General features: G+C 48.5%; 25 protein-coding genes and 1 tRNA gene. 13 read left to right on the plus strand and 13 right to left on the minus strand.

Annotated elements, in window-relative coordinates:
• The first annotated feature begins 127 nt into the window (after window positions 1-127).
• A complete protein-coding gene (locus tag IFO68_RS03830) occupies window positions 128-1,033 on the plus strand; it encodes a Dyp-type peroxidase (RefSeq protein WP_192014669.1) in 906 nt (301 codons plus the stop codon).
• 77 nt (window positions 1,034-1,110) lie between these two features.
• Here the strand turns inward: IFO68_RS03830 and crr are convergent, their stop codons facing one another.
• The 5 genes from crr to cysZ all read right to left on the minus strand — a co-directional run bounded on the left by crr (window position 1,111) and on the right by cysZ (window position 5,976).
• Window positions 1,111-1,620, minus strand: coding sequence for a PTS glucose transporter subunit IIA (gene crr, locus IFO68_RS03835; RefSeq protein WP_046219564.1), 510 nt, complete (start codon window positions 1,618-1,620; stop codon window positions 1,111-1,113).
• Between the two features lie 40 nt (window positions 1,621-1,660).
• Entirely contained in the window at window positions 1,661-3,388 is a 1,728-nt protein-coding gene (gene ptsI, locus IFO68_RS03840; RefSeq protein ID WP_192014670.1) for a phosphoenolpyruvate-protein phosphotransferase PtsI, read from the minus strand.
• A gap of 52 nt (window positions 3,389-3,440) precedes the next feature.
• On the minus strand, window positions 3,441-3,698 hold the full coding sequence (locus IFO68_RS03845; RefSeq protein WP_027253897.1) for an HPr family phosphocarrier protein: 258 nt from the start codon (window positions 3,696-3,698) through the stop codon (window positions 3,441-3,443).
• A gap of 318 nt (window positions 3,699-4,016) precedes the next feature.
• On the minus strand, window positions 4,017-4,985 hold the full coding sequence (cysK, locus tag IFO68_RS03850) for a cysteine synthase A (protein WP_027253898.1): 969 nt from the start codon (window positions 4,983-4,985) through the stop codon (window positions 4,017-4,019).
• A gap of 223 nt (window positions 4,986-5,208) precedes the next feature.
• Window positions 5,209-5,976, minus strand: a complete 768-nt coding sequence (gene cysZ / locus IFO68_RS03855) for a sulfate transporter CysZ (RefSeq protein ID WP_192014671.1) — start codon at window positions 5,974-5,976, stop codon at window positions 5,209-5,211.
• Window positions 5,977-6,356: 380 nt separating this feature from the next.
• Here cysZ and zipA point away from each other — a divergent pair, with 380 nt between their 5' ends.
• From zipA to IFO68_RS03870, 3 genes are all read left to right on the plus strand, one after another.
• Window positions 6,357-7,490 (plus strand): cell division protein ZipA, encoded by a 1,134-nt coding sequence (gene zipA, locus IFO68_RS03860; protein WP_192014672.1) that lies wholly within the window; start codon window positions 6,357-6,359, stop codon window positions 7,488-7,490.
• Window positions 7,491-7,684: 194 nt separating this feature from the next.
• Window positions 7,685-9,697 (plus strand): NAD-dependent DNA ligase LigA, encoded by a 2,013-nt coding sequence (gene ligA, locus IFO68_RS03865; protein WP_192014673.1) that lies wholly within the window; start codon window positions 7,685-7,687, stop codon window positions 9,695-9,697.
• A gap of 566 nt (window positions 9,698-10,263) precedes the next feature.
• On the plus strand, window positions 10,264-11,394 hold the full coding sequence (locus IFO68_RS03870; RefSeq protein ID WP_192014674.1) for a porin: 1,131 nt from the start codon (window positions 10,264-10,266) through the stop codon (window positions 11,392-11,394).
• Between the two features lie 236 nt (window positions 11,395-11,630).
• Here IFO68_RS03870 and IFO68_RS03875 read toward each other — a convergent pair whose 3' ends face one another.
• The gene (locus tag IFO68_RS03875) at window positions 11,631-12,269 is read right to left on the minus strand and encodes a YccT family protein (protein WP_192014675.1); all 639 of its coding nucleotides are present in this window, start codon (window positions 12,267-12,269) and stop codon (window positions 11,631-11,633) included.
• 252 nt (window positions 12,270-12,521) lie between these two features.
• Between IFO68_RS03875 and gltX the strand changes: the two genes are divergently transcribed.
• Window positions 12,522-13,946 (plus strand): glutamate--tRNA ligase, encoded by a 1,425-nt coding sequence (gene gltX, locus IFO68_RS03880; RefSeq protein WP_192014676.1) that lies wholly within the window; start codon window positions 12,522-12,524, stop codon window positions 13,944-13,946.
• 90 nt (window positions 13,947-14,036) lie between these two features.
• Here the strand turns inward: gltX and IFO68_RS03885 are convergent, their stop codons facing one another.
• The 3 genes from IFO68_RS03885 to IFO68_RS03895 form a co-directional block, all read right to left on the minus strand.
• Window positions 14,037-14,210: a hypothetical protein gene (locus IFO68_RS03885; protein WP_162940893.1), complete on the minus strand. Its 174-nt coding sequence runs from the start codon at window positions 14,208-14,210 to the stop codon at window positions 14,037-14,039.
• A gap of 274 nt (window positions 14,211-14,484) precedes the next feature.
• A tRNA-Arg gene (locus IFO68_RS03890) sits at window positions 14,485-14,561 on the minus strand.
• Between the two features lie 55 nt (window positions 14,562-14,616).
• Window positions 14,617-15,759 carry a flagella assembly protein FlgT gene (locus IFO68_RS03895; protein WP_192014677.1) on the minus strand — a complete coding sequence of 381 codons (1,143 nt, stop codon included), beginning with the start codon at window positions 15,757-15,759 and terminating at the stop codon, window positions 14,617-14,619.
• Window positions 15,760-16,014: 255 nt separating this feature from the next.
• On the opposite strand from IFO68_RS03895, the gene IFO68_RS03900 reads away from it, so the two are divergent.
• Window positions 16,015-16,650 carry a FlgO family outer membrane protein gene (locus IFO68_RS03900; protein ID WP_192014678.1) on the plus strand — a complete coding sequence of 212 codons (636 nt, stop codon included), beginning with the start codon at window positions 16,015-16,017 and terminating at the stop codon, window positions 16,648-16,650.
• Between the two features lie 8 nt (window positions 16,651-16,658).
• Entirely contained in the window at window positions 16,659-17,087 is a 429-nt protein-coding gene (locus tag IFO68_RS03905; protein WP_192014679.1) for an LPP20 family lipoprotein, read from the plus strand.
• Window positions 17,088-17,150: 63 nt separating this feature from the next.
• Here the strand turns inward: IFO68_RS03905 and IFO68_RS03910 are convergent, their stop codons facing one another.
• From IFO68_RS03910 to flgA, 4 genes are all read right to left on the minus strand, one after another.
• Entirely contained in the window at window positions 17,151-17,792 is a 642-nt protein-coding gene (locus IFO68_RS03910; RefSeq protein WP_192014680.1) for a trimeric intracellular cation channel family protein, read from the minus strand.
• Between the two features lie 285 nt (window positions 17,793-18,077).
• Window positions 18,078-18,503: a flagella synthesis protein FlgN gene (locus tag IFO68_RS03915; RefSeq protein ID WP_192014681.1), complete on the minus strand. Its 426-nt coding sequence runs from the start codon at window positions 18,501-18,503 to the stop codon at window positions 18,078-18,080.
• A gap of 42 nt (window positions 18,504-18,545) precedes the next feature.
• Window positions 18,546-18,857, minus strand: a complete 312-nt coding sequence (flgM, locus tag IFO68_RS03920; protein ID WP_120510251.1) for a flagellar biosynthesis anti-sigma factor FlgM — start codon at window positions 18,855-18,857, stop codon at window positions 18,546-18,548.
• A gap of 81 nt (window positions 18,858-18,938) precedes the next feature.
• Window positions 18,939-19,646 (minus strand): flagellar basal body P-ring formation chaperone FlgA, encoded by a 708-nt coding sequence (gene flgA, locus IFO68_RS03925; protein WP_192014682.1) that lies wholly within the window; start codon window positions 19,644-19,646, stop codon window positions 18,939-18,941.
• 138 nt (window positions 19,647-19,784) lie between these two features.
• On the opposite strand from flgA, the gene IFO68_RS03930 reads away from it, so the two are divergent.
• From IFO68_RS03930 to flgE, 6 genes are all read left to right on the plus strand, one after another.
• A complete protein-coding gene (locus IFO68_RS03930; RefSeq protein WP_192014683.1) occupies window positions 19,785-20,702 on the plus strand; it encodes a chemotaxis protein CheV in 918 nt (305 codons plus the stop codon).
• 19 nt (window positions 20,703-20,721) lie between these two features.
• A complete protein-coding gene (locus IFO68_RS03935; protein WP_192014684.1) occupies window positions 20,722-21,552 on the plus strand; it encodes a CheR family methyltransferase in 831 nt (276 codons plus the stop codon).
• A 215-nt stretch (window positions 21,553-21,767) separates the two neighbouring features.
• On the plus strand, window positions 21,768-22,163 hold the full coding sequence (flgB, locus tag IFO68_RS03940; protein ID WP_192014685.1) for a flagellar basal body rod protein FlgB: 396 nt from the start codon (window positions 21,768-21,770) through the stop codon (window positions 22,161-22,163).
• 3 nt (window positions 22,164-22,166) lie between these two features.
• Window positions 22,167-22,583, plus strand: a complete 417-nt coding sequence (gene flgC, locus IFO68_RS03945) for a flagellar basal body rod protein FlgC (RefSeq protein WP_027253915.1) — start codon at window positions 22,167-22,169, stop codon at window positions 22,581-22,583.
• An 18-nt stretch (window positions 22,584-22,601) separates the two neighbouring features.
• Window positions 22,602-23,315: a flagellar hook assembly protein FlgD gene (locus IFO68_RS03950; RefSeq protein WP_192014686.1), complete on the plus strand. Its 714-nt coding sequence runs from the start codon at window positions 22,602-22,604 to the stop codon at window positions 23,313-23,315.
• Window positions 23,316-23,407: 92 nt separating this feature from the next.
• Window positions 23,408-24,709, plus strand: coding sequence for a flagellar hook protein FlgE (gene flgE, locus IFO68_RS03955; RefSeq protein ID WP_192014687.1), 1,302 nt, complete (start codon window positions 23,408-23,410; stop codon window positions 24,707-24,709).
• The last annotated feature ends 157 nt before the right edge of the window (window positions 24,710-24,866 follow it).

Consider the following 24,866-nt stretch of genomic DNA (forward strand, 5'->3'; position numbering starts at 1 on the left):
ACTTGGCTGTCCATGATCAATATGCTTAACTCAGAGTAAATTACAATATACTTTTCTTCTTGGATGCTGCAATCAGACTGGTTGTATTATCAAAGAGCTGAGTATAGAAAAACGCAATATTGGGAGAATGAATGTGACGCCACAAAGTGCCATTTTACCTGAAGCGGGCCCGTATTCCTTGGTCTGTGTGTTTAACCTTGTAGGAAATAAAGACAAGGTTATACGTCAGTGCCAGGGGCTGCTTGAAGTAGCGGAAAAGCTAAATCAACAGCACGTGAGTGCCTGTATTCACCTAAGCTTTGGTTTCGGCAAAGCGTTCTGGCAACAATTTGAAAAAGGGTGTCCTAACGACTTTGAAGAGTTTGCGCCTTTGGGAAGCGGTGATGTTACTGCGCCATCCACGGGCGGTGACTTGCTGCTTCATGTTCACTCTAATCGGCATGACCTGAATTTTCATCTGCTGAGCAGCTTCATGCAGCCCATAGCTTCGGAAGTGGAATTGATCGATGAAACGAATGGCTTCCGGTATCTGGACGCCCGTGATCTCACCGGTTTTATTGACGGCACTGAGAATCCGAAGAAACAAGCGGCCAGACAAGAGATTGCAATCATTCCTGATGGGCCATTTGCCGGAGGAAGCTTCGTGATGCTCCAGCGGTTTGTTCATAATTTACCTGCCTGGCATGCTGTGAATGTTGCTCAGCAGGAGCAAATTATCGGGCGCACTAAACCAGATTCAGTTGAGCTGGATGAGGTTCCGGCTGACTCACACGTGGGCAGGGTGGATCTGAAAGAAGAGGGGAAAGGGTTAAAAATTGTACGTCATAGTTTGCCATACGGCACTGTGAGCGGTGAACATGGCTTATTGTTTATTGCCTATTGTGCGCAGCAACGGAACTTCCGCGAAATGCTCGACAGTATGTATGGTGAAAAAGACGGGCAGACTGATAAGCTGCTGGATTTTACCAAGGCGGTTACCGGCGCTTACTTCTTTGTACCCTCGACAGAAATGCTGACGCAGCTGCAGGGATGATTTTGATCATTCAATGATGCAAAAATGCCGCCTGAAAAGGCGGCATTTTATTAACTCATACTTTACATCAAGGTGTTTTACTTCTTGATGCGCAGTACAGGTGTTTCACCCACGGTGACGGCGCCGGACAGCTTACTCAGCTCTTTGATTTCATCCATGTTAGAAATCACTACAGGCGTAAGAGTAGACTTCGCTTTTTCTTCCAGTACAGCCAGATCGAACTCAATGATAGTGTCACCCACTTTCACTGTTTGACCTTCTTCTGCTATACGTGTGAAGCCTTCGCCTTTCAATTCAACGGTATCAATACCGAAGTGAACGAACAGCTCTACACCGTCATCAGACTCGATAGAGAATGCGTGGTTGGTTTCAAATATTTTACCGATAGTGCCGTTTACCGGGGCAACCATCTTGTTACCTGCTGGTTTGATAGCGATACCGTCACCAACAATTTTCTCAGCAAAAACAACATCAGGCACATCTTCGATATTTACGATTTCACCTGAAAGCGGGGCGATGATCTCAATAGCACCAGTTTCATTGGTGTCGTCAGAAACCAGCTTCTTTAATTTGTCAAACAGACCCATAGTGTTGCTCCTAAGCGTTGTTATTCTATCTGCAGCTATCTTAGCAGATGGTTTTTTCTGCGATAAATGTCTCTACGTGTGCTTCGATTTCCGCGGCAGTTGGCAGAGCAAGTGCTTGCTCGGCCATCAGCTTCACATCAGCAAAGTTACTGTTACGAATCACTTTTTTGATGCGTGGGATTGAAATCGCACTCATGCTGAACTCATCAAGGCCCATACCAAGCAATAGCAGGGTCGCACGATCATCACCAGCTAACTCACCGCACATGCCAGTCCATTTACCTTCCTTGTGGGAAGCATCGATGACTTGCTTGATGACAGTTAACACTGCGGGTGACATTGGATTATATAGATGAGAAATCAGCTCGTTACCACGGTCAACAGCCAGAGTATACTGGGTTAAGTCGTTTGTACCAATGCTAAAGAAGTCAACTTCTTTGGCTAAATGGTGAGCAATTGCTGCTGCAGCTGGTGTTTCAACCATGACACCAACTTCAATCTTGTCGTCGAAAGCAATGCCTTCTTCACGGAGTTCTGCTTTGTAGGTTTCCAACTCGTTTTTCAGTTCACGAATCTCTTCGACAGAGATAATCATCGGGAACATCACACGCAGCTTACCGTGTGCAGAGGCACGCAGTATAGCGCGCAGCTGAGCACGCAGGATTTCACGACGATCCAGGCTGATACGCACTGCGCGCCAACCCAGGAATGGATTCATTTCTTTTGGCAGGTCCATATACGGCAGATCTTTATCACCGCCGATATCCATGGTGCGGATGATCACTGACTGACCAAGCATGGCTTCTGCCACATCTTTATAAGCCTGATACTGTTCGTCTTCAGTCGGCAGTGAATCGCGGTCCATGAACAGGAATTCAGTACGGTACAGACCAACACCTTCGCCGCCGTTACGGTTTACGCCTTCACAGTCTTTTACTGTACCTATGTTGCCGCACACCTCTACCTGCTGGCCATCAAGGGTAATTGCCGGCAAATCTTTCAGTTTCGCGAGTTCATCTTTTTCTGCCTGATACTCATCGCGAATGGTTTTGAACTTTGCCATTTCGTCTGCTGACGGATTAATAACGATTTGGTTATTAATGGCATCCAACACCAGCATGTCACCGTTTTTCACCTGTTTGGTGATGTCGTTCGTACCCACAATGGCAGGTAATTCGAGTGAACGAGCCATGATTGAGGTGTGAGACGTGCGGCCACCGATGTCGGTAGCAAAACCCAGCACGTATTTCAGATTGATTTGCGCCGTTTCTGAAGGCGTCAGATCGTTGGCCACCAGTATCACTTCTTCATTGATGGCACTCAGATTGACTATGTTGATACCCAGTGCGTTTTTCACCACACGATTACCGATATCACGGATGTCGGTGGCACGCTCTTTCAGGTACTCATCATCCAGAGATTCCAGCGTGGTTGCCTGCTCTTCAATGATAGCGTGGATCGCACAGGCGGCTCGTGCTTTGTTATCTTTAATGAAGGCTATGATTTCCTCTTCAAGCTCTTCATCTTCAAGCAACATGATGTGGCCTTCAAAGATGGCTTCCTTCTCTTCACCGAAGGTAATACGTGCTTTCTCTTTGATAACGTTGAGTTGCTCAGAAGATTTCTGACGCGCATTGAAGAAGCACTCAATTTCTTTTTCGATTTGATCGGCAGAAATGGGTGACTTGTCGAGAGTAATCTCTTCTTCCTGCAGTAGCAGCGCTTTACCAAAAGCGATGCCAGGAGATGCCAGGATACCTGAAATCATAGCCTTACCTTAAATTTAACAAACAACTAGGGAAATAATGTACTGCGGCCGATTAGTGCAGCTGGTCCATCAGGGCAACCAGGTGATCAACAGCTTCCTGAGCTTGTGAACCTTCAGCTGAAATGGTGACCACAGTGCCTTTAACCAGGCCTAGTGTTTGCAGTTTGAACAGGCTTTTAGCACTTGCGCTTTTACCATTAGAAGTCACTGTGATATCAGCGTCAAAACCTTTGGCTTCTTTAACGAATTGCGCAGCAGGACGAGTGTGTAGGCCGTTTTCTGCAGTGATCTCAACTTGCTTCTGATACATTTTTCACCCCGATTCTTAATATCGTATTATGTAATAATCACGTAACTGAAAGTAAGCTTAATCCCAATAGCGAAAGCTTGCTAATTTAGGTTCTAATTTCACATTCACTTACATTGATTTAGTCTATGTCTGAAACCCATTCTAAGAGGTTTGTGACCCGGCAAACATCGACCAGGTCAATTTTCACTCTTTTATTTCGATGCTGAAAATAAAAGCGTGGTCGGATTTATATTAAAGCTAAGGTCAAAAAGCAATAAAAAAGCCCCTATTGAGGGGCTTGACTTTAACAAATGCTTATCAAAAATGGCAGTTTTGTGATCACTGTTGGGTTTCTTTTTCTGTAAAGATACCAGCGAACAATGCCGATGAGAGATAGCGCTCACCTGAACTTGGTAGCACTACAACAATGTTTTTACCAGCGAATTCCGGGCGCTCTGCAAGGCGGTTTGCTGCAACCACAGCGGCACCTGAAGAGATACCTGCCAGAATGCCTTCTTCTTCCATCAGACGCTGAGCCATAGCTATCGCATCTTCCGAGCTGACACGCTCTACTTCATCAATCAGAGACAGATCCAGGTTGCCAGGGATGAAGCCTGCGCCGATACCCTGAATTTTGTGCGGAGCCGGTTTGATCTCTTCACCGTTCAATGCCTGAGTAATAACGGGAGATTCGCTTGGCTCAACGGCAACCGTGGTGATGGCTTTACCTTTCTGCTGTTTGATAAAGCGGCTAACACCAGTCAGAGTACCACCGGTACCTACACCAGAAACGAACACATCAATGTCGCCTTCGGTTGCATCCCAAATTTCCGGGCCTGTGGTCTTTTCGTGAATTTGCGGGTTAGCAGGGTTATCAAACTGCTGCAGCAGCAGGTATTTTTCCGGATCAGAAGCGACAATTTCTTCTGCTTTCTCAATCGCACCTTTCATGCCTTTTGGTGCTTCGGTCAGAACCAGGTTGGCACCGAGTGCTTTGAGCAGTTTACGACGCTCCAGACTCATACTCTCTGGCATCGTCAGAGTCAGTTTGTAACCGCGGGCGGCGGCAACAAAGGCAAGGGCAATACCTGTGTTACCACTGGTAGGTTCAACCAGCTCTACACCTTGTTTCAGCACGCCACGTTTTTCAGCATCCCAAATCATGTTGGCACCGATACGGCATTTAACGCTGAAGCTTGGGTTGCGTGATTCAATTTTTGCCAGAACATTGCCTTTGCTGACACGGTTCAGGCGTACCAATGGGGTATTACCAATTGTCAGAGAATTATCTTCGTAAATCTTACTCATGCTTGTCGTTCCTTGGTGACACGTTATCAACAAATGATAGTCAAAGCATAATCGCTGACCACGCATTGGAAAGGAATTTATTGTTATATCTTAGAGTTATAAGAAAAGGTGTGAACTGTGCCGCTTTATTATTCCTTATGAGTAATATGTAGTGACACTGAGAGCATATTGACTGAGCGAAGGCCGAGAGAAGAGAGGAGCAAAAGCTCCTCTCAGGCAGGGTTTACTGACGACGGTTGAGCATGGGCTGTCGGTAATGATCAACCCACATGGCTGTTGCGCCGCAAACGGCGACAGGCATGACAAACAGGTTCAGAATCGGTGTCATGGTACACAGCATAACAAGGCTGCCGAAGCTCAGTGATTTGCCGCGGCGCTCTTTGAGGGCATCACGCATGGTATTGAAGGGGATCTTGTGGTTGTCGAAAGGGTAGTCGACATACTGAATCGTCATCATCCAGGCACTGAACAGAAACCACAAAACCGGGCCAAGTGTCTGCCCCACCATAGGAATCCATAGCAGTATCAGTAAGCCCAGGGCTTTGGGCAGGTAATACCTCAGCTTGACCCACTCACGGTGCAGGATACGGGGGAGATCTTTGATGATTGCCCCGATTCCGGCGTCAGGCGGCGCCTCCCCAGTCAGCTTGGCTTCCAGGTGTTCGGCTAACAGTCCGTTAAACGGCGCGGCTATCCAATTGGCAATCGTACTGAAAAAATAGGACAGTATGACCAGCAATGCGATGGCTAATAAAGGCCACAGCAAATAAGACAACCAATCCAGCCAACCGGGCAAGCTGGATAGCCAGCCGTTAATCCAGTCATCCAATTGAGTCAGTGTGTATCCGAATGCGGCACCAAAAAGCAGGATATTGATTAATAGTGGAATGATCACAAAACGACGCGTGCCTGGCTGCATCGCCAGAGAAACGCCGCGAAAAAAATAACCTGCCCCGCCAATGGGTGTGGTGTTGTATGTCGCTTTAGACATCGTTGGTCTCCTACTGGATTTCCTGTTGCAATGCCAATATAAGGCGTCAGGATATGGATGCAGGCATAGTAACGGTATCTATAACGACTAATCAATTGGGGCGTATAGTCTCTTAAGTCAAATTTGCCAGCAGTTTGGCGGAAAATTGTGCTCAAATGCACTATATGACATCAATCACAACATTGAACTTCTCTTTCGGATTTGAGTTTTGATACATTAAGGATAATACCTTCATGAGATAGGCTGTTTAGTTCAACAAAAAATCTCAGGTGTGACTCGCTAAGTTGGTCTGCGTCTGAACAGCAATCGTATTCAGACTGAATGGATTCACTGCTTCAGGCCGTCTTTGTCAGGTAAACAAGTTATTCAGAGTATTCATAATGCAGGAATTGCGTCTGGTTCTAATTATTGTGGGAGTGCTGGCTATTTCAGCGCTTCTGTTGCACGGATTGTGGTCAAGCCGGAAGGACAAACCCGCCAAGTTCGGCGAGAAGCCCATTGGCCGACTGGCAGAGGGTAAGGAAAAAGATAATGAAGGCTTTGATCAGGACGGAATAGGTTCTGTCAGGGTTGTTGCCGGTAGCCCGGTTCCGGAAGGAGCAGCAAAGCGGGCCGAGCGAAGAGAGCCTGAGCTGCATTTCGGTGACGAACTGGAGATCGATCCTTTGTTCAGTGCCGCCGCCGATCCTGTTGATCAAGAACGCAAGCCGGCCTCATCCAATTCGGCGACTAAAGTAGAATCTCATCCGGTAACGCCAACCGAACCGCCAAGGAAAACTGTTCAGGAAACTGTTCAGGAAACTGTTCAGGAATCTGTTCAGGGATCTGTTCAAGAGTCGACTCAGGCTTTGGTACAGGAATCGGTACCGACGAAAGACCCAGCACCGGAAACCGTCTGGCAGTCAGTGCCGGAAACCATTCACGACCATGCACAGGCTCAGGATTCAGAACCGTCATTCACTGTGTCGGGTGAGGTTTCAGACTCAGGTTCAGATTATGCACCGGAGCACACATCATCTGCTGCCGAACAGGGTGAAGCGCTTTCACAACAGTCAGAAGCTGACATAGCTGTGGCGCAAAAAGTACAAGCTGAAGAGCCGCCGCCTGAGCCTGATTTCCTGGTTCTGAATGTTCATGCCCGCGGTGGTGAAATGCTGACGGGTGTGAAGTTGTTCCAGTGCCTGGAACGGCATCATCTGATTTATGGTGAAAACTCGGTTTATCATCGCCATGTTGATCTGGCAGGTACCGAGCCTGTGCTATTTACTGTCGCGAACATGGTCAGCCCAGGGTACTTCCCGCAAGATCAATTGGATGAGTTTGCTACACCTGGCATTGCTTTTTATCTGATGCTGCCTTGCCACGGCCGTGCCGATGACAATTTCAATCTGATGCTGCAAACCGTACAACGTATTGCGGATGAGATGGGCGCTGATATTTTGGATCACGAGCGTAATCTGATTACGCCACAGCGCTTGAAAGGTTACCGGGAAAAAGCGAAAAAATACCTGTAACAGGTGTGAATATTGCCCAGAATTTATCAATAACAGGGCCCCGGTTAGGGGCCCTGTGTTTTAGTGTTCAGGAATCGGCAATATGACTAATAAAGGTGAGTGATGGCCCATTGCACTCAGGTGCTACCGCCGCAAACAATGCCGTCCTGATCCCCGCTAGTGATAGCGATAAGAATTGATGTAGGAAAAGAAAAATGACAGACATCCAAGCCAGGCTGATCTCCCTGCGTGAGCAGCTTGCTTATCATGGCTACCGGTATTACGTTCTGGATAACCCTGAGGTTCCGGACGCTGAGTATGATCGGTTAATGCAAGAATTACTGGCGTTGGAAGCTGCGCATCCTGAACTGATTACGACTGACTCACCCAGCCAGCGTGTTGGCGGTGAGCCTTTGGCGGCTTTTACCCAGATCAATCATGAATTGCCTATGCTGTCGCTGGATAATGCATTTTCTGACGAAGAATTGCAGAGCTTCGACCGCCGAATCCGAGAGCGTCTGGCAGCAACAGCTGCAGTGTCTTATTGCTGTGAACCCAAACTGGATGGCCTGGCCGTCAGCCTGATGTATGAAAACGGCGTACTGGTTCAGGCCGCTACGCGTGGCGATGGCACCACGGGCGAGAACATTACCGCCAATGTTAAAACCATTCGCGCCATTCCATTGAAATTACGCGGCAGCGACTGGCCGGTGCGACTAGAGGTGCGTGGTGAAGTCTTTATGCCGAAAAAAGGCTTTGAAGATCTGAACGCCCGGGCAGCAAAAAAAGGTGAGAAAGTGTTCGCGAATCCGCGTAATGCGGCTGCAGGCAGCCTGCGCCAGCTGGATCCGCGCATCACAGCGACCCGGCCTTTGAGCTTTTATGCCTATTCAGTTGGCGTTGTTGAAGGCACGGAGCTGGCAGGCAGCCAGTATGAGCGCTTATGTCAGTTAAAAGAGTGGGGCCTGCCAATGTGCCCTGAAACACGGTTGCTGCATAACCTGAGTGAAGTGATTGGCTTCTATCAGGGGATAGGTGAAAAGCGTCAGGCGCTGAGTTATGAGATAGACGGGGTTGTCATTAAGGTTGATGGTATCAGTCATCAGCAGCAACTGGGATTTGTTGCCAGAGCGCCAAGATGGGCCGTGGCGTATAAGTTCCCGGCACAGGAAGAGCTGACGCTGCTAAATAATGTTGAGTTCCAGGTAGGCCGGACCGGGGCAATTACGCCTGTGGCGAAATTGCAGCCTGTCATGGTTGGTGGAGTCACAGTGAGCAACGCTACGCTGCACAATGCCGATGAAATTGCCCGTCTGGGCGTCATGATTGGCGATACTGTGGTAATCCGCCGTGCTGGCGATGTCATTCCGCAAGTTGTCTCTGTGGTGCTCTCTCGCCGGCCTGATGATGCGCAGGCCATAGTGTTTCCGGAAACCTGTCCTGTTTGCCAGTCTGCACTTGAGCGGGTGGAAGGAGAGGCGGTGACACGCTGCTCTGGCGGTCTGATTTGTCAGGCTCAGCGTACAGAAGCCTTAAAGCATTTTGTATCACGCAAGGCGCTGGATGTGGATGGCTGCGGTACTAAGGTCATTGAGCAACTGGTCGACAAAGAAATGGTCGAAACGCCAGCCGATTTATTTAAGCTGTCTGCCGGGATACTGACAGGTCTTGAGCGCATGGGGCCAAAGTCAGCCCAGAAGCTGGTTGATGCATTCCAGAAGGCAAAACAGACCACCCTGCCTCGTTTTCTGTACTCACTGGGGATTCGGGAAGTGGGTGAAGCGACCGCTGCAAATCTGGCAAAACATTTCTTCACATTGGAAGCCGTAATGGCCGCCACGCCGGAGCAACTTGTTGAAGTGCCTGATGTCGGGGCAATAGTTGCTGCCCACACGCATAATTTTTTCCAGGAAGAGCATAATCGGGCTGTGATCTCTGACTTGTTAAACCAAGGGGTTTACTGGCCAGATATTGAAAAGCCGGCTGATGATGCGGAACTGCCTCTTGCCGGAAAGGTGGTGGTGCTGACCGGCACACTTTCCCAGCTCAGCCGTTCCGGTGCCAAAGAGGCATTAGAGGCGCTTGGTGCCAAGGTTACAGGCAGCGTTTCCAAGAAAACGGATTTGCTGGTTGCGGGAGAAGCGGCAGGTTCCAAGCTGACCAAAGCACAAGAGCTGGGCATTGAAATCTGGGATGAAGCGGAACTGCTGGCCAGACTCGGATCCTGATTGTTTATTTAAGCTGTGAAAATAGATGAAAGCCTGTCTGACTGAGACAGGCTTTTTATTTATTGGTTTGGTGAATAACTTTTTTCGAATCATGTTTTTTATGATCGGATGAAAAGCATTTTAATAGCGATATCAGAATAAATTAATGGAAATTTAACAAAAATGGCATAAGAAGTAAGATCTTACATTTATGTGAAACGATTGTTGCAACATGCATAAAACTACTATCAAGATCTCATTAATGAGATGGTTGTTTTTATAAGTAGTTGTTATTTATCGGTTATTGTTTGGGTTTATTGGTGTTGTTGCAGTTTCATGACTAGGATCACTGTTACTGGATAAATTTGCGCTGAATCATATTTTTTTAACGACAAATTAACTTCTGATTGATGTTTTGCGCTGCGAAAGTAGTCTTAGCTGTGAACTTATAAAGTTCTCAACCAAACAAAAATATGGAAATGCAAACTCACTATAAGTTTGACTGACATATTGGGGAGAATCACCTGACGTCAACGGCGGCCAACCATTTTGACGCAGGTATACAGCTAGTTTTTTAGGAGTTTTCCATGGAAAATGTGTTCAAGCGTTCGGTATTAGGAATTGCGGTTGCAGCAGCTGCAACTATGGCTGCATCAGCACAAGCAGCACCAGCAACAGACTCTGTTGATCTTTACGGTCAGATTGCTGTCTCTGTATGGCAATTCGGCGAAGATAAAATCGGTGGTGGTGATGCACCGCTGAAAGTTGAAAACGAATCCCGTTTCGGCCTGCGTGGCTCAAAAGATCTGGCCCGCGGTCCAAATTTGATCTGGCAGCTGGAAGGCGGTGACGTCGGTGATAACGGTGGTAACTCCGGTCTGGGTGTGCGTGATACTTTCGTGGGTGTGAGCTTTGATGACGGCGGTAAAGTTCGTTTGGGCCGTATGCTGACGCCTCTGTATGAGATGATTGACTGGCCGTATTCAGGCCAGCGTGCCGGTGCTATTTTTGACTGGGGCGGCGATGTCGTTGGCGGTGCACGTTACGATCGTCAATCTAATATGGTGCGTTATGACTCAGGCAACTACAGCGGCTTTACCTTTAACGTAGCGGCTGGTCGTGGCGATGAAGGCAATAAAGACTCTAACTTCTACGGCGTTGGTGCACATTATTCAACGGGTATGTTTACTCTGCATGCTGGCTATGAAGCTGGTTTCGACCGTAAAGTAAGTGCATCTTCCGTATTCTATGATGCGTACTTAGCTCAGCAGCCAGGTAACAAACCAACTTATTCCGATGTAGAAGGTGACACACTCTCTGACACCAATGCTTATCTGCTTGGTTTCGAACTGAACCTGGGTGATTTTGGTCTGTACGGTGCGTTCAAAAACGAAAAAGCCGATTACGCAGATACAACCCTTACTGTTGATGGAACTGACATCAGTGTGACTGATTTGGATATCGACCAAAACAGCTATTCTGTTGGTGCAGTGTACAACGGTGTGGCGAACTGGCAGTTTAAAGCCAACTATGCCGCTAACCTGGAAGCTGATGCTAAAGGTAACTCAGTTTCAGGTACGGAAGATTACATCGTTTCTGCTCAGGCGCTGTACTTCCTGGATGACTCTGCGCTGACGTATGTTCGTCCATACATGATCTCGAAAGACGACTCAGACGCTGAGTTCGGTTGGGGATGGGGAGTAGAATACTACTTCTAATTGCTCAACTGCTACTGCCTTATTTCATTTTGGCCGGCCTTGAAGGCCGGTCCTTTTGCTTAGCTGGGTTGGGCAATCATTGTTTAGATAAGCCGTTTAAAACAGCAATGTTAAGGCAAGCAATGTCAGCGTTGGACTGGGATTTCAAAAGCACCTTTAAAGGTGCTTTTTTTATTGCTAACACAAAACCGCCGCCAATGGCGGCGGTGATTTTTTTTCGTTTCAGCGGATCAGGCTTATTTATCCATGTTGCTGATTGCCCAGCTCAGAAATGCTTTTCTGCTCTCAGGGCTGGCTTGTTCAAACCAGTATTTCAGCATGTTATCGACATCAGGATGATTGGGCACTTGTGCTGTATTGGTTGTACCTGGCTGCGATTGTGGCGCATTGTGTAACGAAGCAACACTTTGGGTTTGGTTGTACTCTTTGGTCAATGTGACGTAATTTGGTGAGATATCAAACCCAACGGACAGCGTATCCGACTTAACATTAATAGGTTTGCCGTTATTAAGTATGTCGAAGCTTGGCGATTTATCGTATTGCTGGCCTTGTGCCAGGGTATCAATACGTGGAACCTTAAGTTCCAGTTTGGTATCAGTGGCTTCAAAAAGTGCAACAATAGGGACTGAGTCGTATTTTGTCTTCAGACTGCCCGATTCCATGACAATTTTTCCAATGCGAAAAACGACCTGGTTTTGTCCGTCAGGCAATTCCAAAACAGGCTGATGATTAAAACCAAGTGAGGAATAACCAGCATCCTGGCCATTGACAACCAGAAGATGGACACCTTTCGGCAGTTCTACATTTACCTGCGCCATTGACGGAGAAGCTAAAGCCAACAGCGCAGATGACAGGAGTAACTTTTTCAGTTTCATTGGGCACATTCCTCAAGCGCTAAGGGAGTTTTTGAGTAGGGTTTGTAAAAATACAGTTTACTGAGGCTGTGAGCGGGGTAAAGCAGTAAAACTGGCAAACTTGTATAATCTGAAGCTGGTCACTCTCGCTACGCTCGATTGCATCAGGTTTTCATCTCTTGCCTGAATAGCAGGTTGAGGATTGGCGTGTCAGTGGTAGAATGCCGCTAATGCTCACTTATCGTTTGAATCATTTAGATTGAAGGTCTTTTCATGACGGTTAAAACTCGTTTTGCTCCAAGTCCAACAGGCTTCCTCCATGTCGGCGGTGCCCGTACGGCACTGTATTCCTGGCTATACGCTAAACACACTGGTGGCGAATTTGTACTTCGTATTGAAGATACTGATATCGAACGTTCCACCCAGGAAGCTATTGATGCGATCATGGAAGGTATGGAGTGGCTGGGCCTGAACTGGGATGAAGGTCCATATTATCAAACCAAGCGTTTTGACCGTTATAACCAGCTGGTTGATCAACTGCTGGCTGAAGATAAAGCGTATAAGTGCTATTGCTCAAAAGAGCTGTTGGATGAAATTCGTGAAGAGCAAATGGCTGCTGGTCTGAAGCCCCGTTACGATGCCTGTCACCCTCGTATTATTGCAGCCAATGCGGCGGCAACTGCAGACTCTCCGTTTGTGATTCGTTTCCGTAATCCGAAAGAAGGAAGCGTTGTTTTTGATGATCATATCCGTGGTCGTATCGAAATCAGCAACAGTGAAATGGATGATTTGATTATCCGTCGAACTGATGGCAGCCCGACGTATAACTTCTGCGTAGTGGTTGATGATTGGGATATGCAGATCACGCACGTGGTACGTGGCGAAGATCATATCAACAATACGCCTCGTCAGATCAACATCTACAAAGCCTTAGGTGCGCCAGTACCTGAGTTCGCACATTGTGCAATGATCCTGGGTGATGACGGTGCCAAATTGTCTAAGCGTCATGGTGCGGTAAGCGTGATGCAATACCGTGATGACGGTTATCTGCCTGAAGCGTTGCTAAACTATCTGGTTCGGCTGGGATGGTCACATGGCGATCAGGAAATTTTCTCTCAGGAAGAAATGATTGAGTTTTTCAGTCTGGACGACATCAGCAAGTCTGCATCTGCATTTAACACAGACAAACTTCGCTGGCTGAATAATCATTACATCAAAACCTGCGAGCCTGAATACGTGGCTAAGCATCTGCAATGGCACCTGGACCATCAGGCTATTGCTACCAGTAATGGCCCGGCTGTTACAGACGTGATTCAACTGCTGGCTGAGCGTTGCGATACCCTGGTTGAGCTTGCTGCTCAGTCTCGCTATTTCTATCAGGATTTCTCCGCATTTGATGAAGCCGCGGCGAAAAAGCACTTACGTCCGGTGGCTAAAGAGGCACTGGAACTGGCGAAAGCCAAAGCGCAAGCCTTGGATAGCTGGAATACTGAAGCATTACATCAACTGATTCAGCAAACCTGTGAGGAGCTGGAGCTGGGGATGGGCAAAGTCGGCATGCCGCTGCGTGTAGCGGTAACGGGTCAGGGACAATCACCATCGGTGGACGCTGTAATGCATTTGATCGGTAAAGAGCGTGTTGTTTCACGTATTCAAATGGCTCTCGACTATATCGCACAGCGCGAAGCGAATGCTTAATCACCACTGTCATTGAGTGGCTGAGTACAGATAAAGTTTTGAAGATGAAAAGCGGAGGCCAGTGCCTCCGCTTTTTCTTTGGGTGGAGCGCTATTTGTTTTGTCTTTCAAATGTATCTACGCAAACCCAAAAGTTTTGTGCGCCAGCACAGTATTGCATGGCATCTTGTGGGATTTGAGTTGGTGTTCCGGACAATGTATAAGCCAACGCATTAAAGCTTAACGCCATCAGTGCGGCTGTTACGAACATTGCGAACTTTTTCATAGCTCTCTCCTTTTGTGGCGGCACAAAGTGATAGGTGAAAAGAGAATGTTATGGACATATTCTCTGGTTTTCTTTTATCACTTGGTCTTTATCACTATTAGACTAGAACAAGATCATATTTTTCAATTATTAAAAAGAGTCAGAATCTTGTCATGCAAATAGAGTGGCCGAGCGGTGAATAATTTCACTTTGAGCACGAAAAAGCCGTGTCTTATCTCATCAGTGAGACAGAAGGAAGCAAAGAAGAGAGTAGAAGCGTGTAACGTTTGGGGAATGGCGCTCCCTGCAGGAGTCGAACCTGCGGCCTTCCCCTTAGGAGGGGGACGCTCTATCCTGCTGAGCTAAGGGAGCCTTTCTGAAAATGCAGAAAGGCCATTATACCCAAAAGTGATGAATTATTAAGTAATTAGTATCTGCGATCTGGTTGCTTGGTCAGTAAATCGCCAGGTTGGATACTGGCAGCTAAATCGCTTTGTTGCACACTGCCTTCCGCGGAAGTTTCATAGACGCGGTCGACAACCAGCGTCATGCTGGTTTCAACCATCCGGTTACGGGAAATACCGTACTGGTCGATGAACCCGGCGGTATGCCAGAGCTTTAATTCATCACCCTGTTTTACGCCATGGACTCTGCCGACATTGATCTGTACCTGATTGCCATGTGCATTAATGACTTCAGGCAGACTGGCCCGGCAGGCCAGAGACGATTCCATGTCCAGCATGATATTCCGGCTTAAACGTTGCAGCGCAGCACCATAAGGTGATACCCAGAAGCGGGCGCTTTGAGTATCTACCTGGCTGATGCGGGAAAACGGCCATTCTGCTACTTCCCGGTATTTCCGCTGGGACAGAATTTCCCCCGTTTTGCCGTTGATCACCATGGTTTCTACGGAAAACTGTCTGTTAATTTTGTCATCAGATAGCAGGCTTTGATCAAGCGTGGAGGTCAGATCCGTCACCTGTCCGCTGATAATATATTGTGCATCATAATCTTCCGCCAGCATCATCATAGCGTCGGGATTACCTGGCTGGAGAGGGATCTCACTGGTGCCTGTCACAACAAAGCTCTGCGATTGCTTACCAATCTGCCGCTTAAGTAACTGGGTAAAATCTTTGCCGATTTGGTAAATGCCCCCCAGCGCCGCTTGTTGAGGAACACTGAGCGAGAAATCACTGATCAGCAGGCCTTTCTTGTACTGGATGTTGTGGCAACTTTTTGCCGACGGGTAGATATCAACCCTGGCGGTGACATAGTAATTGCCGTCCTTGGTAAACGCCTTGCTGATCTGCACGTGGCGAACTTCGGTGCCATTGAACTGATAATCCTGCCTGTCTTCCTGAAAGTAAGGCTTCATTTGCGCAAAGCTGGAAAAATCAGCCCCTGAATAGTACATGGCGCGGTAGACAGCGTCTTCAATCGCATTGGTTCGGGCCGATGTTTTACTTTCCAGCAAGATAGCCTGGCCAGTCACTTCAAACCAGGCGGCCTGTAGTGGTAAAGCAGTGAGCATTCCCAGACCCCAAAGGGCTTTCCTGAGCGTCTTTTTCATAGGTTTTCCAATCTCGGGGGCGATTTCGGTACGATAATTGCTAAGTTTTGTGTGTCGTTCAGGTTGAATCACCATGGATTCATGCTGATTAGCCTATCAGCTTTTTGCTGTGCCAACATCCTGAGTCGCTAGCTGATGCATGCAAAGAGTGTTCCCAAAATTTCGAATTGGGAGCGAGGCAATGAAAAGTCGTAAAGTTTTCGAGATAGCGGACGATAAAAAGCCATTGTCTCGTTTCTTCCGGAGCAGGGTAGAATGAAAAAATTGACCATCTTGCTGTTGTCGCTGCTGACAGCATCATGTGCATACTCACCAATTTATAATGGTAAAGAGAGCTATACGGGCAGCAATTTTCTGCTGGCGGAAACGCCTCGCCATACCATGGACTTTTTTATTGAAGGTCTGACCAAGCAGTTGGTCGATTCGAATCAGTACCTGACAGCGAAAACACCGCTGGCCGTGACTTCATTTGTTGATATGCAGCAGATGAATGAAACAAACTGGCTGGGTAATGCCGTTTCTGAAGGCTTCATGTATCACATGCAGCAATTGGGATACACTGTGGTGGATTACAAGGCAACCGGTGCGATACGTGTGACAGCGGAAGGGGATTTTTCCCTGAGCCGTAACTGGAAGGAACTGGCTGCTGAACAACCGGTGGACTATGTACTGACCGGGACAATGCTGCGCCAGGGTGGCGGGGTGTTGATCAATGCACGTGTGATTGGTATGCGCTCCCGCGTCGTGATCGCCAGCGCCCAGGGATTCCTGCCGGAAGACCGGATCGGACGCGATTTGGATACACTCAATAAAATGCGTCTGGAAAACGGTGTTCTGATTCGCTCAGAAGCAACAAAATTTGAGAACAATTCAATTATTTTAAAACCTTAGGAGTCACTATGCGGTTTTGGTGGATGGCTGTTTTGCTGATTACCCTGTCTGGTTGCCAGCCGTTAACAGAATTTCGCGATATCAACTTGCTGACAGCGGTTGGCTACGCTTCAATCAGCGAGCAACGCGGTCAAACCCTTGAAGAAAAACGCCTTCGTGCGATGCGGGCTTCGAAAGTGGATGCTTACCGTGAGCTGACCGAGCAGGTCTATGGCATGCGTATCAGTGCCAGGACGGGACTGACAGATCAGCAACTTGATTCAGAAGAGACCGATGGCGCGGTGGACGGCGTGATTCGCGGAGCAGAAGTGATCCGCAGCTACCCGGTAGGCGATAGTTATGTGACTGAAATGCAGCTCGATTTAAATAAAATGGAGCGAATGAAGCAGCAGGGTGAGGTCTATCATGTACCTGCGAATCAGGAAGTGATGTTCTAAATACGCTTTCGTCAGGCAAGGCGGCAACTTTATGCCAGTCAGGTTGCCGCCTTGTCTTTGTCTCTAACTCTTTGCTTCTTCTTTCGGCTTGTCTGCTGACTCATCTATCCGAAAAACGGGAAGTTGCCAGCTGAAACGAATCGCGGCAAGGCGCAGCAGAAACCCTGTCACCAGTGTGACCCCTATCGCAATGTTCTCCGACACACCAAAGTGAAGCTGGGCCATGTAGAGTCCGGCAGCAATAAATGCGACCGAAGCGTACAGCTCTTTGTGAAGCACTAATGGCGTGCGACGGCAGATCAGATCCCGAAGCAAACCACCAAATACACCCGTTACCACGGCGGCAACCAGACAGATGATCACAGGTTGCCCCATGTTCATAGCAACCCGGCAGCCCAAGATGCTGAATACGATCAGACCTAATGCATCTAAAATAACGAATATTTTATGAAAGCGAACCACCAGAGGCGCAATCCAGGTGGTGGCTAACCCCGCCAGGCACGTGATAAGCAGATACTGCGGGTTGGCAATCCAGTTCAGGGGATAATGACCCAAGAGTATGTCCCGAACCGTCCCGCCGCCTATGGCTGTTGCACTGGCAACCAGCATCACACCAAACCAGTCCATGTGGCGCTTGCCGGCAGCCAGAGCGCCTGTCATCGCTTCTGCGGTGATCCCGACAATATATAAAATGGTTAATAGCATGAAAATCAGACTCTTAGTGAATAGGGATAAGGTATTGGGCGCAATGGTAAATGTGATTCAAGTCAATATCCAATGAAATTTTTGAGTGGTTTCATTAGCTGACGTAATTCTGACACCCGAATGCCAAACAGATAGCCTTGCAAGCCATTCTGGCTGAGAGTGACTACGAGATGGGAATGAACAGTTTGAATGCTACCAGTTCGGCCTTGATTTATAACGTTTTTGCACAGAGACAGACATAGAGCACATCAGTGTCAAATAACTGACGGGTAATGGGCGGGGGATTCAGGCTTTCAGGTTCGTGCCTAAGGAACGCAGATTCTGTGCAACACCTTCTTTGTTGTATGTCTGGTGATGACCCAGGCTCTGCTGGAACAGATTGTTAAGTTTGTGGAAACTGAGCTGCGCACGCTGCAAAGCGGCACCGTTAATCTCGTTCTGGCTTCGGCATTCGTCAACCAGCGCCTGGATGGCTTCCACCTGACGGGTAAGCTCAGGATTTTCTTTCAACTGACTGCTTTGCGAATGTCGGGCGATTTGCTGATCCTGAAGCTGGATTTTATCGACCAGTGATTTTTTGTCACTGGCATGCCGGGTAATGTCGCCAGCCTCACGGTTCACAATTGACGCCCTTTCCTGCTCTAGCAGGCGTAACAGAGCCTCAAGCGTGGCATGTTGCTGGGCAAGTAATTGTTCTATGGTTGGCGACATGTTTCTGCACTCCGGCGCTGAATCTGCAAGCTATGGATAATATCAGAGCCCGCGTAATTCGTCCTCAAATCGCAGCATATTGCTGGCCAGCCGATCCGCATCAACCTGGTAGGAACCATTGCTGATGGCATTTTTAATCGACTCGACCTTGTTGCGATCAAAGCTCGGTTCAGCAGCCAGTTGCTGATGAATTTGCCCGACCGCACGTGCCTGCGAGCTCAGTGAGACCGCATCCCGAGGCGTGTGACCAGACTCTTCTCTGGCCTCGGTCCTGCCTTGTGTGTTGTTCGTACTGCTACTGTTGCGCAGGTTGCTTAACAGCTGACCACTACGCAGGGAATCAATACTTGCCATAATCGTGTTGCCTTTAACAGATATTCATCGTTGATGCCCTGCTATCGGCAAGGCTATGACTAACTTTAGCATTTTTTTCGTTCAGTACTTCACTGTGACTTCACCAACTGCGGTAATGGTCGCATTGATAATGCGGCGTGATTTATTGTTCTGCACCCGTATGTCTTCACCCAGAGAGCCATCGGAGAGCGCTGTCCCCTTAGTTACTATGTTCAGGCCACTCTGGCCTGCTCTGATCAGCACGGAATCGTTACGGCATACCAGGCAGATATCATTACCCAGCACAGCCTCACCCATGTTGATATTACGTTTTACTGTCGAGCCGATGATTTGCTCAGGGTATTCGAACACTATGCCTCTCTGATAACGACTCTCAACCTGACGTACCTGCAAGTCTGAGTCGGCAATGACTGCGCCGCGGGCCAGTGGTCTTGCGGCAACGACTCTGGGCAGCAAGAGGGAAACCTGCACCGGTACGTAAACCTGCCAATTTGTTGAAGGGCAGCTGACCAGAACGGTGACATTGCCGGTCAGAGACTGCTTACCCGGCACAGACGTATCAAGTGCGTCTTGGCAATCACCAATGCGTAACCGGTTATCCAGCTCGGAGGCTGTAATGTCCAATTCTCCGCGCTCTGGTTTGTCCACCAGGCTTCTGATGTGATCCGCTGCTGCCTCGCGCACATTACTGAGCATATTATCGCTAGCAGCAATTGCATTCATGCTTAAGAAACCGCACAGTATGCCGATAAAGATTAAACAGAGTGTAAATTGTGTTCTTCCTGTCACGCTTTTCGCTCTTTTTATGTCGCTTTCTGGGGCTACAATTGCCCCATGATAGGGGATTTTGACTCGGATTACCCGTTGATCCTTCAAGATTGTCTATTTTTACAACAATTCATTTCGACAACTTTGGAGTCACGTTATATGTCGGGGATATTGGATTCTGTGAACCAGCGCACTCAGCTTGTGGGACAAAACCGTCTCGAGTTGCTGACCTTCAAGCTGAACCGCCGCCAGCGCTACGGCATTAATGTCTTCAAGGTCAAAGAGGTACTGCAGTGCCCTAAGCTCACAGCCATGCCGAATCTTCATCCGCTGGTGAAAGGGATAGCCCATATTCGTGGTCAGACCATTTCTGTGATTGACATGAGCCTGGCAACTGGCGGACGTCCGATTGAGAGCACAGAAAATTGTTTTGTGATCATCTCCGAGTTTAATCGCTCTGTGCAGGGTTTTTTGGTGTCTGCTGTTGAGCGAATCATTAATATGAACTGGGAAGACATTCTTCCGCCTCCTAAAGGTGCAGGCAGTGGTAACTACCTGACCGCGGTGACAGAAATTGATGGTGAATTGGTCGAAATTCTGGATGTGGAAAAAATCCTGGATGAAATTTCTCCAAGGCACACGGAAGTGTCACAGACATTGCGGGATGAGATGATTCGTGACAATCCGGTCACTCGCCGCGTACTGGTGGCTGATGACTCCAGTGTGGCGCGTAAACAGGTGCAAAGGGCAATTGAATCAATCGGTTGCGAGTGCATTCTGGTGAAGGATGGTAAAGAAGCCCTCAACAAGCTCCGTGAAATGGCAACAGAAGATAGTATCTATAATCAGCTTGATTTAGTGATTTCTGATATCGAAATGCCTGAAATGGACGGTTATACCCTGACGGCGGCCATCAGAAATGATGCCAAACTAAAAGATTTACATGTTATCCTGCACACCTCGTTGAGTGGGGTATTTAATCAGGCCATGGTAGACAGAGTCGGTGCTAATGCGTTTATTCCCAAGTTTAATCCTGATGAACTTGGCGCAGCAGTTAAAGCGGCCATGCCTGAATAAACTAACGTTAGAGTAGTAGATGACAGCCATAACAATTAAAGACCAGGAATATCGAGATTTTTGCCGTTTCTTGGAAGGTCAATGCGGTATCATTCTTGGCGACAGCAAGCAGTATCTGGTTCGGAGTCGCCTGAGTCCTTTGGTCAACCGCTTTGGTCTGGCGTCGCTCTCTGAATTGTTGCAGATTGTGATCAGTGGCCGTAACCGTGAATTACGGGTCGCGGCAGTTGATGCCATGACAACGAATGAGACACTGTGGTTCAGGGATACCTATCCGTATACTGTACTGGCCGACAAGATCCTGCCGGAACTGGCCACGAATAAGCGGCCGATACGCATCTGGTCTTCCGCAAGCTCTTCAGGCCAGGAGCCATACTCCATTGCCATGACAGTCCTGGAAACACAGCAGCGCCGCCCTGGTATGTTGCCACTGGGTATTCAGGTGACTGCCACAGATATTTCGCAAACCATGCTGGATATGTGCCGGACGGGTGTGTATGACGCTCTGGCGTTAGGCCGTGGCCTGTCCCCGGAGCGCCGGCAAGCGTTTTTCGAACCGATTGGCGACGGGCGGATGCGAATTGGCAGCAAGGTAAAGCAGATGGTAAATTTTCGTCCGCAAAACCTGAAAGACAGCTACGCGTTGCTCGGTAAGTTTGATGTGATTTTCTGCCGCAATGTCCTGATTTATTTTGCGCCAGAGATGAAAGCGAAAGTGCTCAATCAAATGGCGGCCAGCCTGAACCCAGGCGGTTACCTGCTGCTGGGCGCATCTGAGTCTCTGACCGGACTGACTGACAGGTTTGAGATGATCCGCTGTAACCCGGGTATTATCTACAAGCTGAAGTGATGCCGTCGTAGTCGAGCCGACGCATTAGAACTGATGCATGAGAACAGAAGTATTAGAACAGAGGGGTCCGTAATGGACCCTTTTTTGCATCCCTGCATTTGTGCTTTGCCCCCGCAAGACTGCCGGCATCGCCTCCTTTCGTTCCGCTATCACACCATTTTCAATATTGGCACGCCCTTTGCAGATAAATCAGTAAGTGATTCAGGAGGCAGACGATGGCCATTTCTTTTGATAAAGCATTAGGTGTGCACCAATACACAGTTGGTGTCAGGGGTAAAAGGGCTGAAACCCTTGCCAGTAACATCGCTAACGCCAATACACCCGGTTATAAAGCAAAAGACATGGACTTTCAGCGCGCGCTGAATGCGGCAACATCAGAGGCAAAAGTTGGCCTCAGCCGTACCAATGAGCGGCATATTGCTGCCTCCACCAAAGTCATGGGTGAACAGAAGTACCGTGTGCCCGATCAGCCGGATACCGGTGATGGCAACACGGTCGATGCTCAGTTGGAGCAAAACCTGTTTATGCAAAACGCGCTGGAGTATCAGGCATCGCTGGATTTTCTGGGCTCGAAATTCAGTAATCTGAGCAAGGCATTAAAAGGGGATTAATAAATGAGTTTGTTTAACGTTTTTAATGTCACCGGTTCGGCAATGAGTGCGGAATCCGTACGTCTGAACACCACGGCCAGTAACATGGCGAATGCCAACACCGTCAGCAGCTCTGCGGCACAAACGTACAAGGCGCGTCACCCTGTGTTCGAGGCGGCGCTGCAAAGTGCCAGCTACCAGCGTGAAGAAAGTGTTCCTGTAAGGGTGAAAGCCATTGTCGAAAGCCAGAAGCCTTTGACGGCGGAATATAACCCGGCACACCCTTTGGCCAATGCCGAAGGCTATATCTATAAACCGAACGTTAACGTGATGGAAGAGATGGCGAACATGATCTCGGCTTCACGTTCCTATCAAAGCAATGTTCAGGTCGCAGATGCCAGTAAGCAGATGCTGATGCGAACACTGCAGATGGGCAAATAAGGGTAGGGAGTAACTGACATGACCGGTATTAAAGGCACAGGTCAAAGCCCTTTGTCCTATATTGACCAGCTTAAGAGCATGCAGGAGAAAAAACTGCAGTCTGAGCAGAAAGTAACTGGACAACAAGAGCTTAAGCAGGAAGATTTTCTGTCATTGCTGACCAAGCAGATGTCGCAGCAAGATCCGTTCAAACCTGTTGGTAATGATCAGATGATTGCGCAGATGGCGTCGTTTGCCACAGTTGACGGCATCAGCAAGATGAACGAACAGTTTGGTGGCCTGAATGCTGCCATGACATCCAATCAGGCCCTGCAGGCATCTTCTCTGGTCGGCCGCGATGTGCTGGTTCCGAATCCAACCGGCTCGAAATCTGCCGAAGGTGGTGTCGCGGGAATGGTTAAGTTGCCGCAATCGCTTAATAACCTGATTGTTCGGGTTGAAAATGCGACAGGCGAGCTGGTACGCAGCTTTGATTTAGGCTCTAAGCCTGCCGGTGATCATCGCGTGGCATGGGACGGTAAAGATGACCGCGGCAATATGTTGCCTGCCGGTAAGTATCAGCTGAAAGTCAGCGGACTGGCCGACGGCAAGAACTCAGAATTTGACGTTTCGACTTACGCCAACGTGAACAGCGTGCTGCTGGGCAATGGTGACGGTAATGTCATGCTGAATCTGGCTGGATTTGAGTCCCCGATTAAGCTGGCTGAAGTGCTGGAAGTCGGCAAGGCATAACGCCGGACGCATTAATAAATCACCAGCGACATCAATAAGGTGTGGCTGGTGAACAATAAGTACGCTGTACACAGAATTCAGGAGAGTCACCTATGGGCTTTAATGTCGCACTGAGTGGACTGGGCGCCGCCCAGAAAGATTTGAACACCACAAGTAACAACATTGCCAACGCCAATACCTACGGCTTTAAAGAGTCGCGGGCCGAATTTGGTGATGTGTATTCAAACTCTATTTTTTCCAACACCAAAACCACTACAGGTGGTGGTGTCCAGAATTCTGTGGTTGCTCAGCAGTTTCATGAAGGTTCCAGTATTTATACCAACAACCCGATGGATCTGCGTATTTCCGGTACCGGCTTTTTTGCCGTATCAGACCAGCGTCTGGAGCCGAACAATAACAGCCTGACCCGTAACGGTGCTTTCCATCTGGACAAAGATAATTACATTGTTAACTCAGAAGATCAGTTCTTATTGGGATACGGTGTGGATCAGGAAACGGATCAGGTGGTCTCTTATGAACCACAGGCACTGAAAGTGCCGGATCAATTTGGTCAGCCGAAAGCCACCAGTCAGGTCGAGATTGGTGTCAACCTGCCTGCTAACGGCGACCCGAAAGACATCAATCAGTTTAACTTTGAAGACCAGGATACCTATAACAAATCCACTTCTGTCACCATGTATGACTCCTTAGGTCAGCCCTACAAAATGACCAGTTATTATGTGAAGGACAATACGCAGCCAAATCGCTGGGCGACGTTTTATACCGTGACGGATGCCGACGGTGAGAAGCCGCTGGACATTGCCGACGGTGAGGCAACCAATGTCGCGGGACATACCGGCGCACTGGTTGATTTTAACTTCGACGGAACAGTCGCCCAGGTAAATGGCGGTAACCCGATGATTTCTGAAGCTTTCAGTGCGGCTGGCCTGAGCATGAACGGTGCGGATGGTTCACAGACGCTGAACTTTAACTTTGATGCCCCTACTCAGTTTGCGGCGCCGTTTGAAGTGCGTAAGTTCAGTGAAAATGGTGCCACTACAGGTTATCTGGCCAAAGTGGATGTCGATGCCAAAGGCTCTATTGTGGCAACCTACAGTAACGGGGAAAACATTACCCTTGGCCGTGTCGGTATGGTTCGTGTTCCGAATGAGCAGGGGTTGCTGTCTAAGGGCGGCACTCAATGGGCGGTAAGCCAGGAGTCTGGTGCTGCTGTTTGGGGGGAGGCGACCTTCGGTGCGTTTGGTTCGGTGAAAAGCGGTACGCTGGAGCAGTCAAACATTGATATGACTCAGGAGCTGGTGGATTTGATCACCGCGCAGCGTAATTTCCAGGCCAACTCCCGTGCCCTGGAAGTGGACAACAGTCTCCAGCAGACCATACTGCAAATTCGTTAATCTCATCTCGTCTGACATTGCCGCCTGAGCCTCTGATGGCGGCAATGTTTGTCCGACACCTGTCTTTCAGATGCCATTTCTTTGGCACCTCGCTGGTTTCCCATCTGCGTTATGGCAAGCATCTCTCACTAATTACCTGATCTTTCGCTGTTTCATG

Origin of the sequence: Photobacterium arenosum (assembly GCF_014841115.1) — a bacterium.
Lineage (GTDB): Bacteria > Pseudomonadota > Gammaproteobacteria > Enterobacterales > Vibrionaceae > Photobacterium > Photobacterium arenosum.

Coding starts and splice junctions, on each gene's coding strand:
- IFO68_RS03830 (WP_192014669.1), top strand. CDS start 128: ATGAATGTGACGCCACAAAGTGCCATTTTACCTGAAGCGGGCCCGTAT.
- IFO68_RS03870 (WP_192014674.1), top strand. CDS start 10,264: ATGGAAAATGTGTTCAAGCGTTCGGTATTAGGAATTGCGGTTGCAGCA.
- IFO68_RS03905 (WP_192014679.1), top strand. CDS start 16,659: ATGCGGTTTTGGTGGATGGCTGTTTTGCTGATTACCCTGTCTGGTTGC.
- gltX (WP_192014676.1), top strand. CDS start 12,522: ATGACGGTTAAAACTCGTTTTGCTCCAAGTCCAACAGGCTTCCTCCAT.
- IFO68_RS03845 (WP_027253897.1), bottom strand. CDS start 3,698: ATGTATCAGAAGCAAGTTGAGATCACTGCAGAAAACGGCCTACACACT.
- cysZ (WP_192014671.1), bottom strand. CDS start 5,976: ATGTCTAAAGCGACATACAACACCACACCCATTGGCGGGGCAGGTTAT.
- IFO68_RS03900 (WP_192014678.1), top strand. CDS start 16,015: ATGAAAAAATTGACCATCTTGCTGTTGTCGCTGCTGACAGCATCATGT.
- IFO68_RS03950 (WP_192014686.1), top strand. CDS start 22,602: ATGACCGGTATTAAAGGCACAGGTCAAAGCCCTTTGTCCTATATTGAC.
- zipA (WP_192014672.1), top strand. CDS start 6,357: ATGCAGGAATTGCGTCTGGTTCTAATTATTGTGGGAGTGCTGGCTATT.
- IFO68_RS03895 (WP_192014677.1), bottom strand. CDS start 15,759: ATGAAAAAGACGCTCAGGAAAGCCCTTTGGGGTCTGGGAATGCTCACT.
- IFO68_RS03930 (WP_192014683.1), top strand. CDS start 19,785: ATGTCGGGGATATTGGATTCTGTGAACCAGCGCACTCAGCTTGTGGGA.
- crr (WP_046219564.1), bottom strand. CDS start 1,620: ATGGGTCTGTTTGACAAATTAAAGAAGCTGGTTTCTGACGACACCAAT.
- IFO68_RS03885 (WP_162940893.1), bottom strand. CDS start 14,210: ATGAAAAAGTTCGCAATGTTCGTAACAGCCGCACTGATGGCGTTAAGC.
- flgE (WP_192014687.1), top strand. CDS start 23,408: ATGGGCTTTAATGTCGCACTGAGTGGACTGGGCGCCGCCCAGAAAGAT.
- IFO68_RS03915 (WP_192014681.1), bottom strand. CDS start 18,503: ATGTCGCCAACCATAGAACAATTACTTGCCCAGCAACATGCCACGCTT.
- IFO68_RS03875 (WP_192014675.1), bottom strand. CDS start 12,269: ATGAAACTGAAAAAGTTACTCCTGTCATCTGCGCTGTTGGCTTTAGCT.
- ligA (WP_192014673.1), top strand. CDS start 7,685: ATGACAGACATCCAAGCCAGGCTGATCTCCCTGCGTGAGCAGCTTGCT.
- flgM (WP_120510251.1), bottom strand. CDS start 18,857: ATGGCAAGTATTGATTCCCTGCGTAGTGGTCAGCTGTTAAGCAACCTG.
- flgC (WP_027253915.1), top strand. CDS start 22,167: ATGAGTTTGTTTAACGTTTTTAATGTCACCGGTTCGGCAATGAGTGCG.
- ptsI (WP_192014670.1), bottom strand. CDS start 3,388: ATGATTTCAGGTATCCTGGCATCTCCTGGCATCGCTTTTGGTAAAGCG.
- IFO68_RS03910 (WP_192014680.1), bottom strand. CDS start 17,792: ATGCTATTAACCATTTTATATATTGTCGGGATCACCGCAGAAGCGATG.
- IFO68_RS03935 (WP_192014684.1), top strand. CDS start 20,722: ATGACAGCCATAACAATTAAAGACCAGGAATATCGAGATTTTTGCCGT.
- cysK (WP_027253898.1), bottom strand. CDS start 4,985: ATGAGTAAGATTTACGAAGATAATTCTCTGACAATTGGTAATACCCCA.
- flgB (WP_192014685.1), top strand. CDS start 21,768: ATGGCCATTTCTTTTGATAAAGCATTAGGTGTGCACCAATACACAGTT.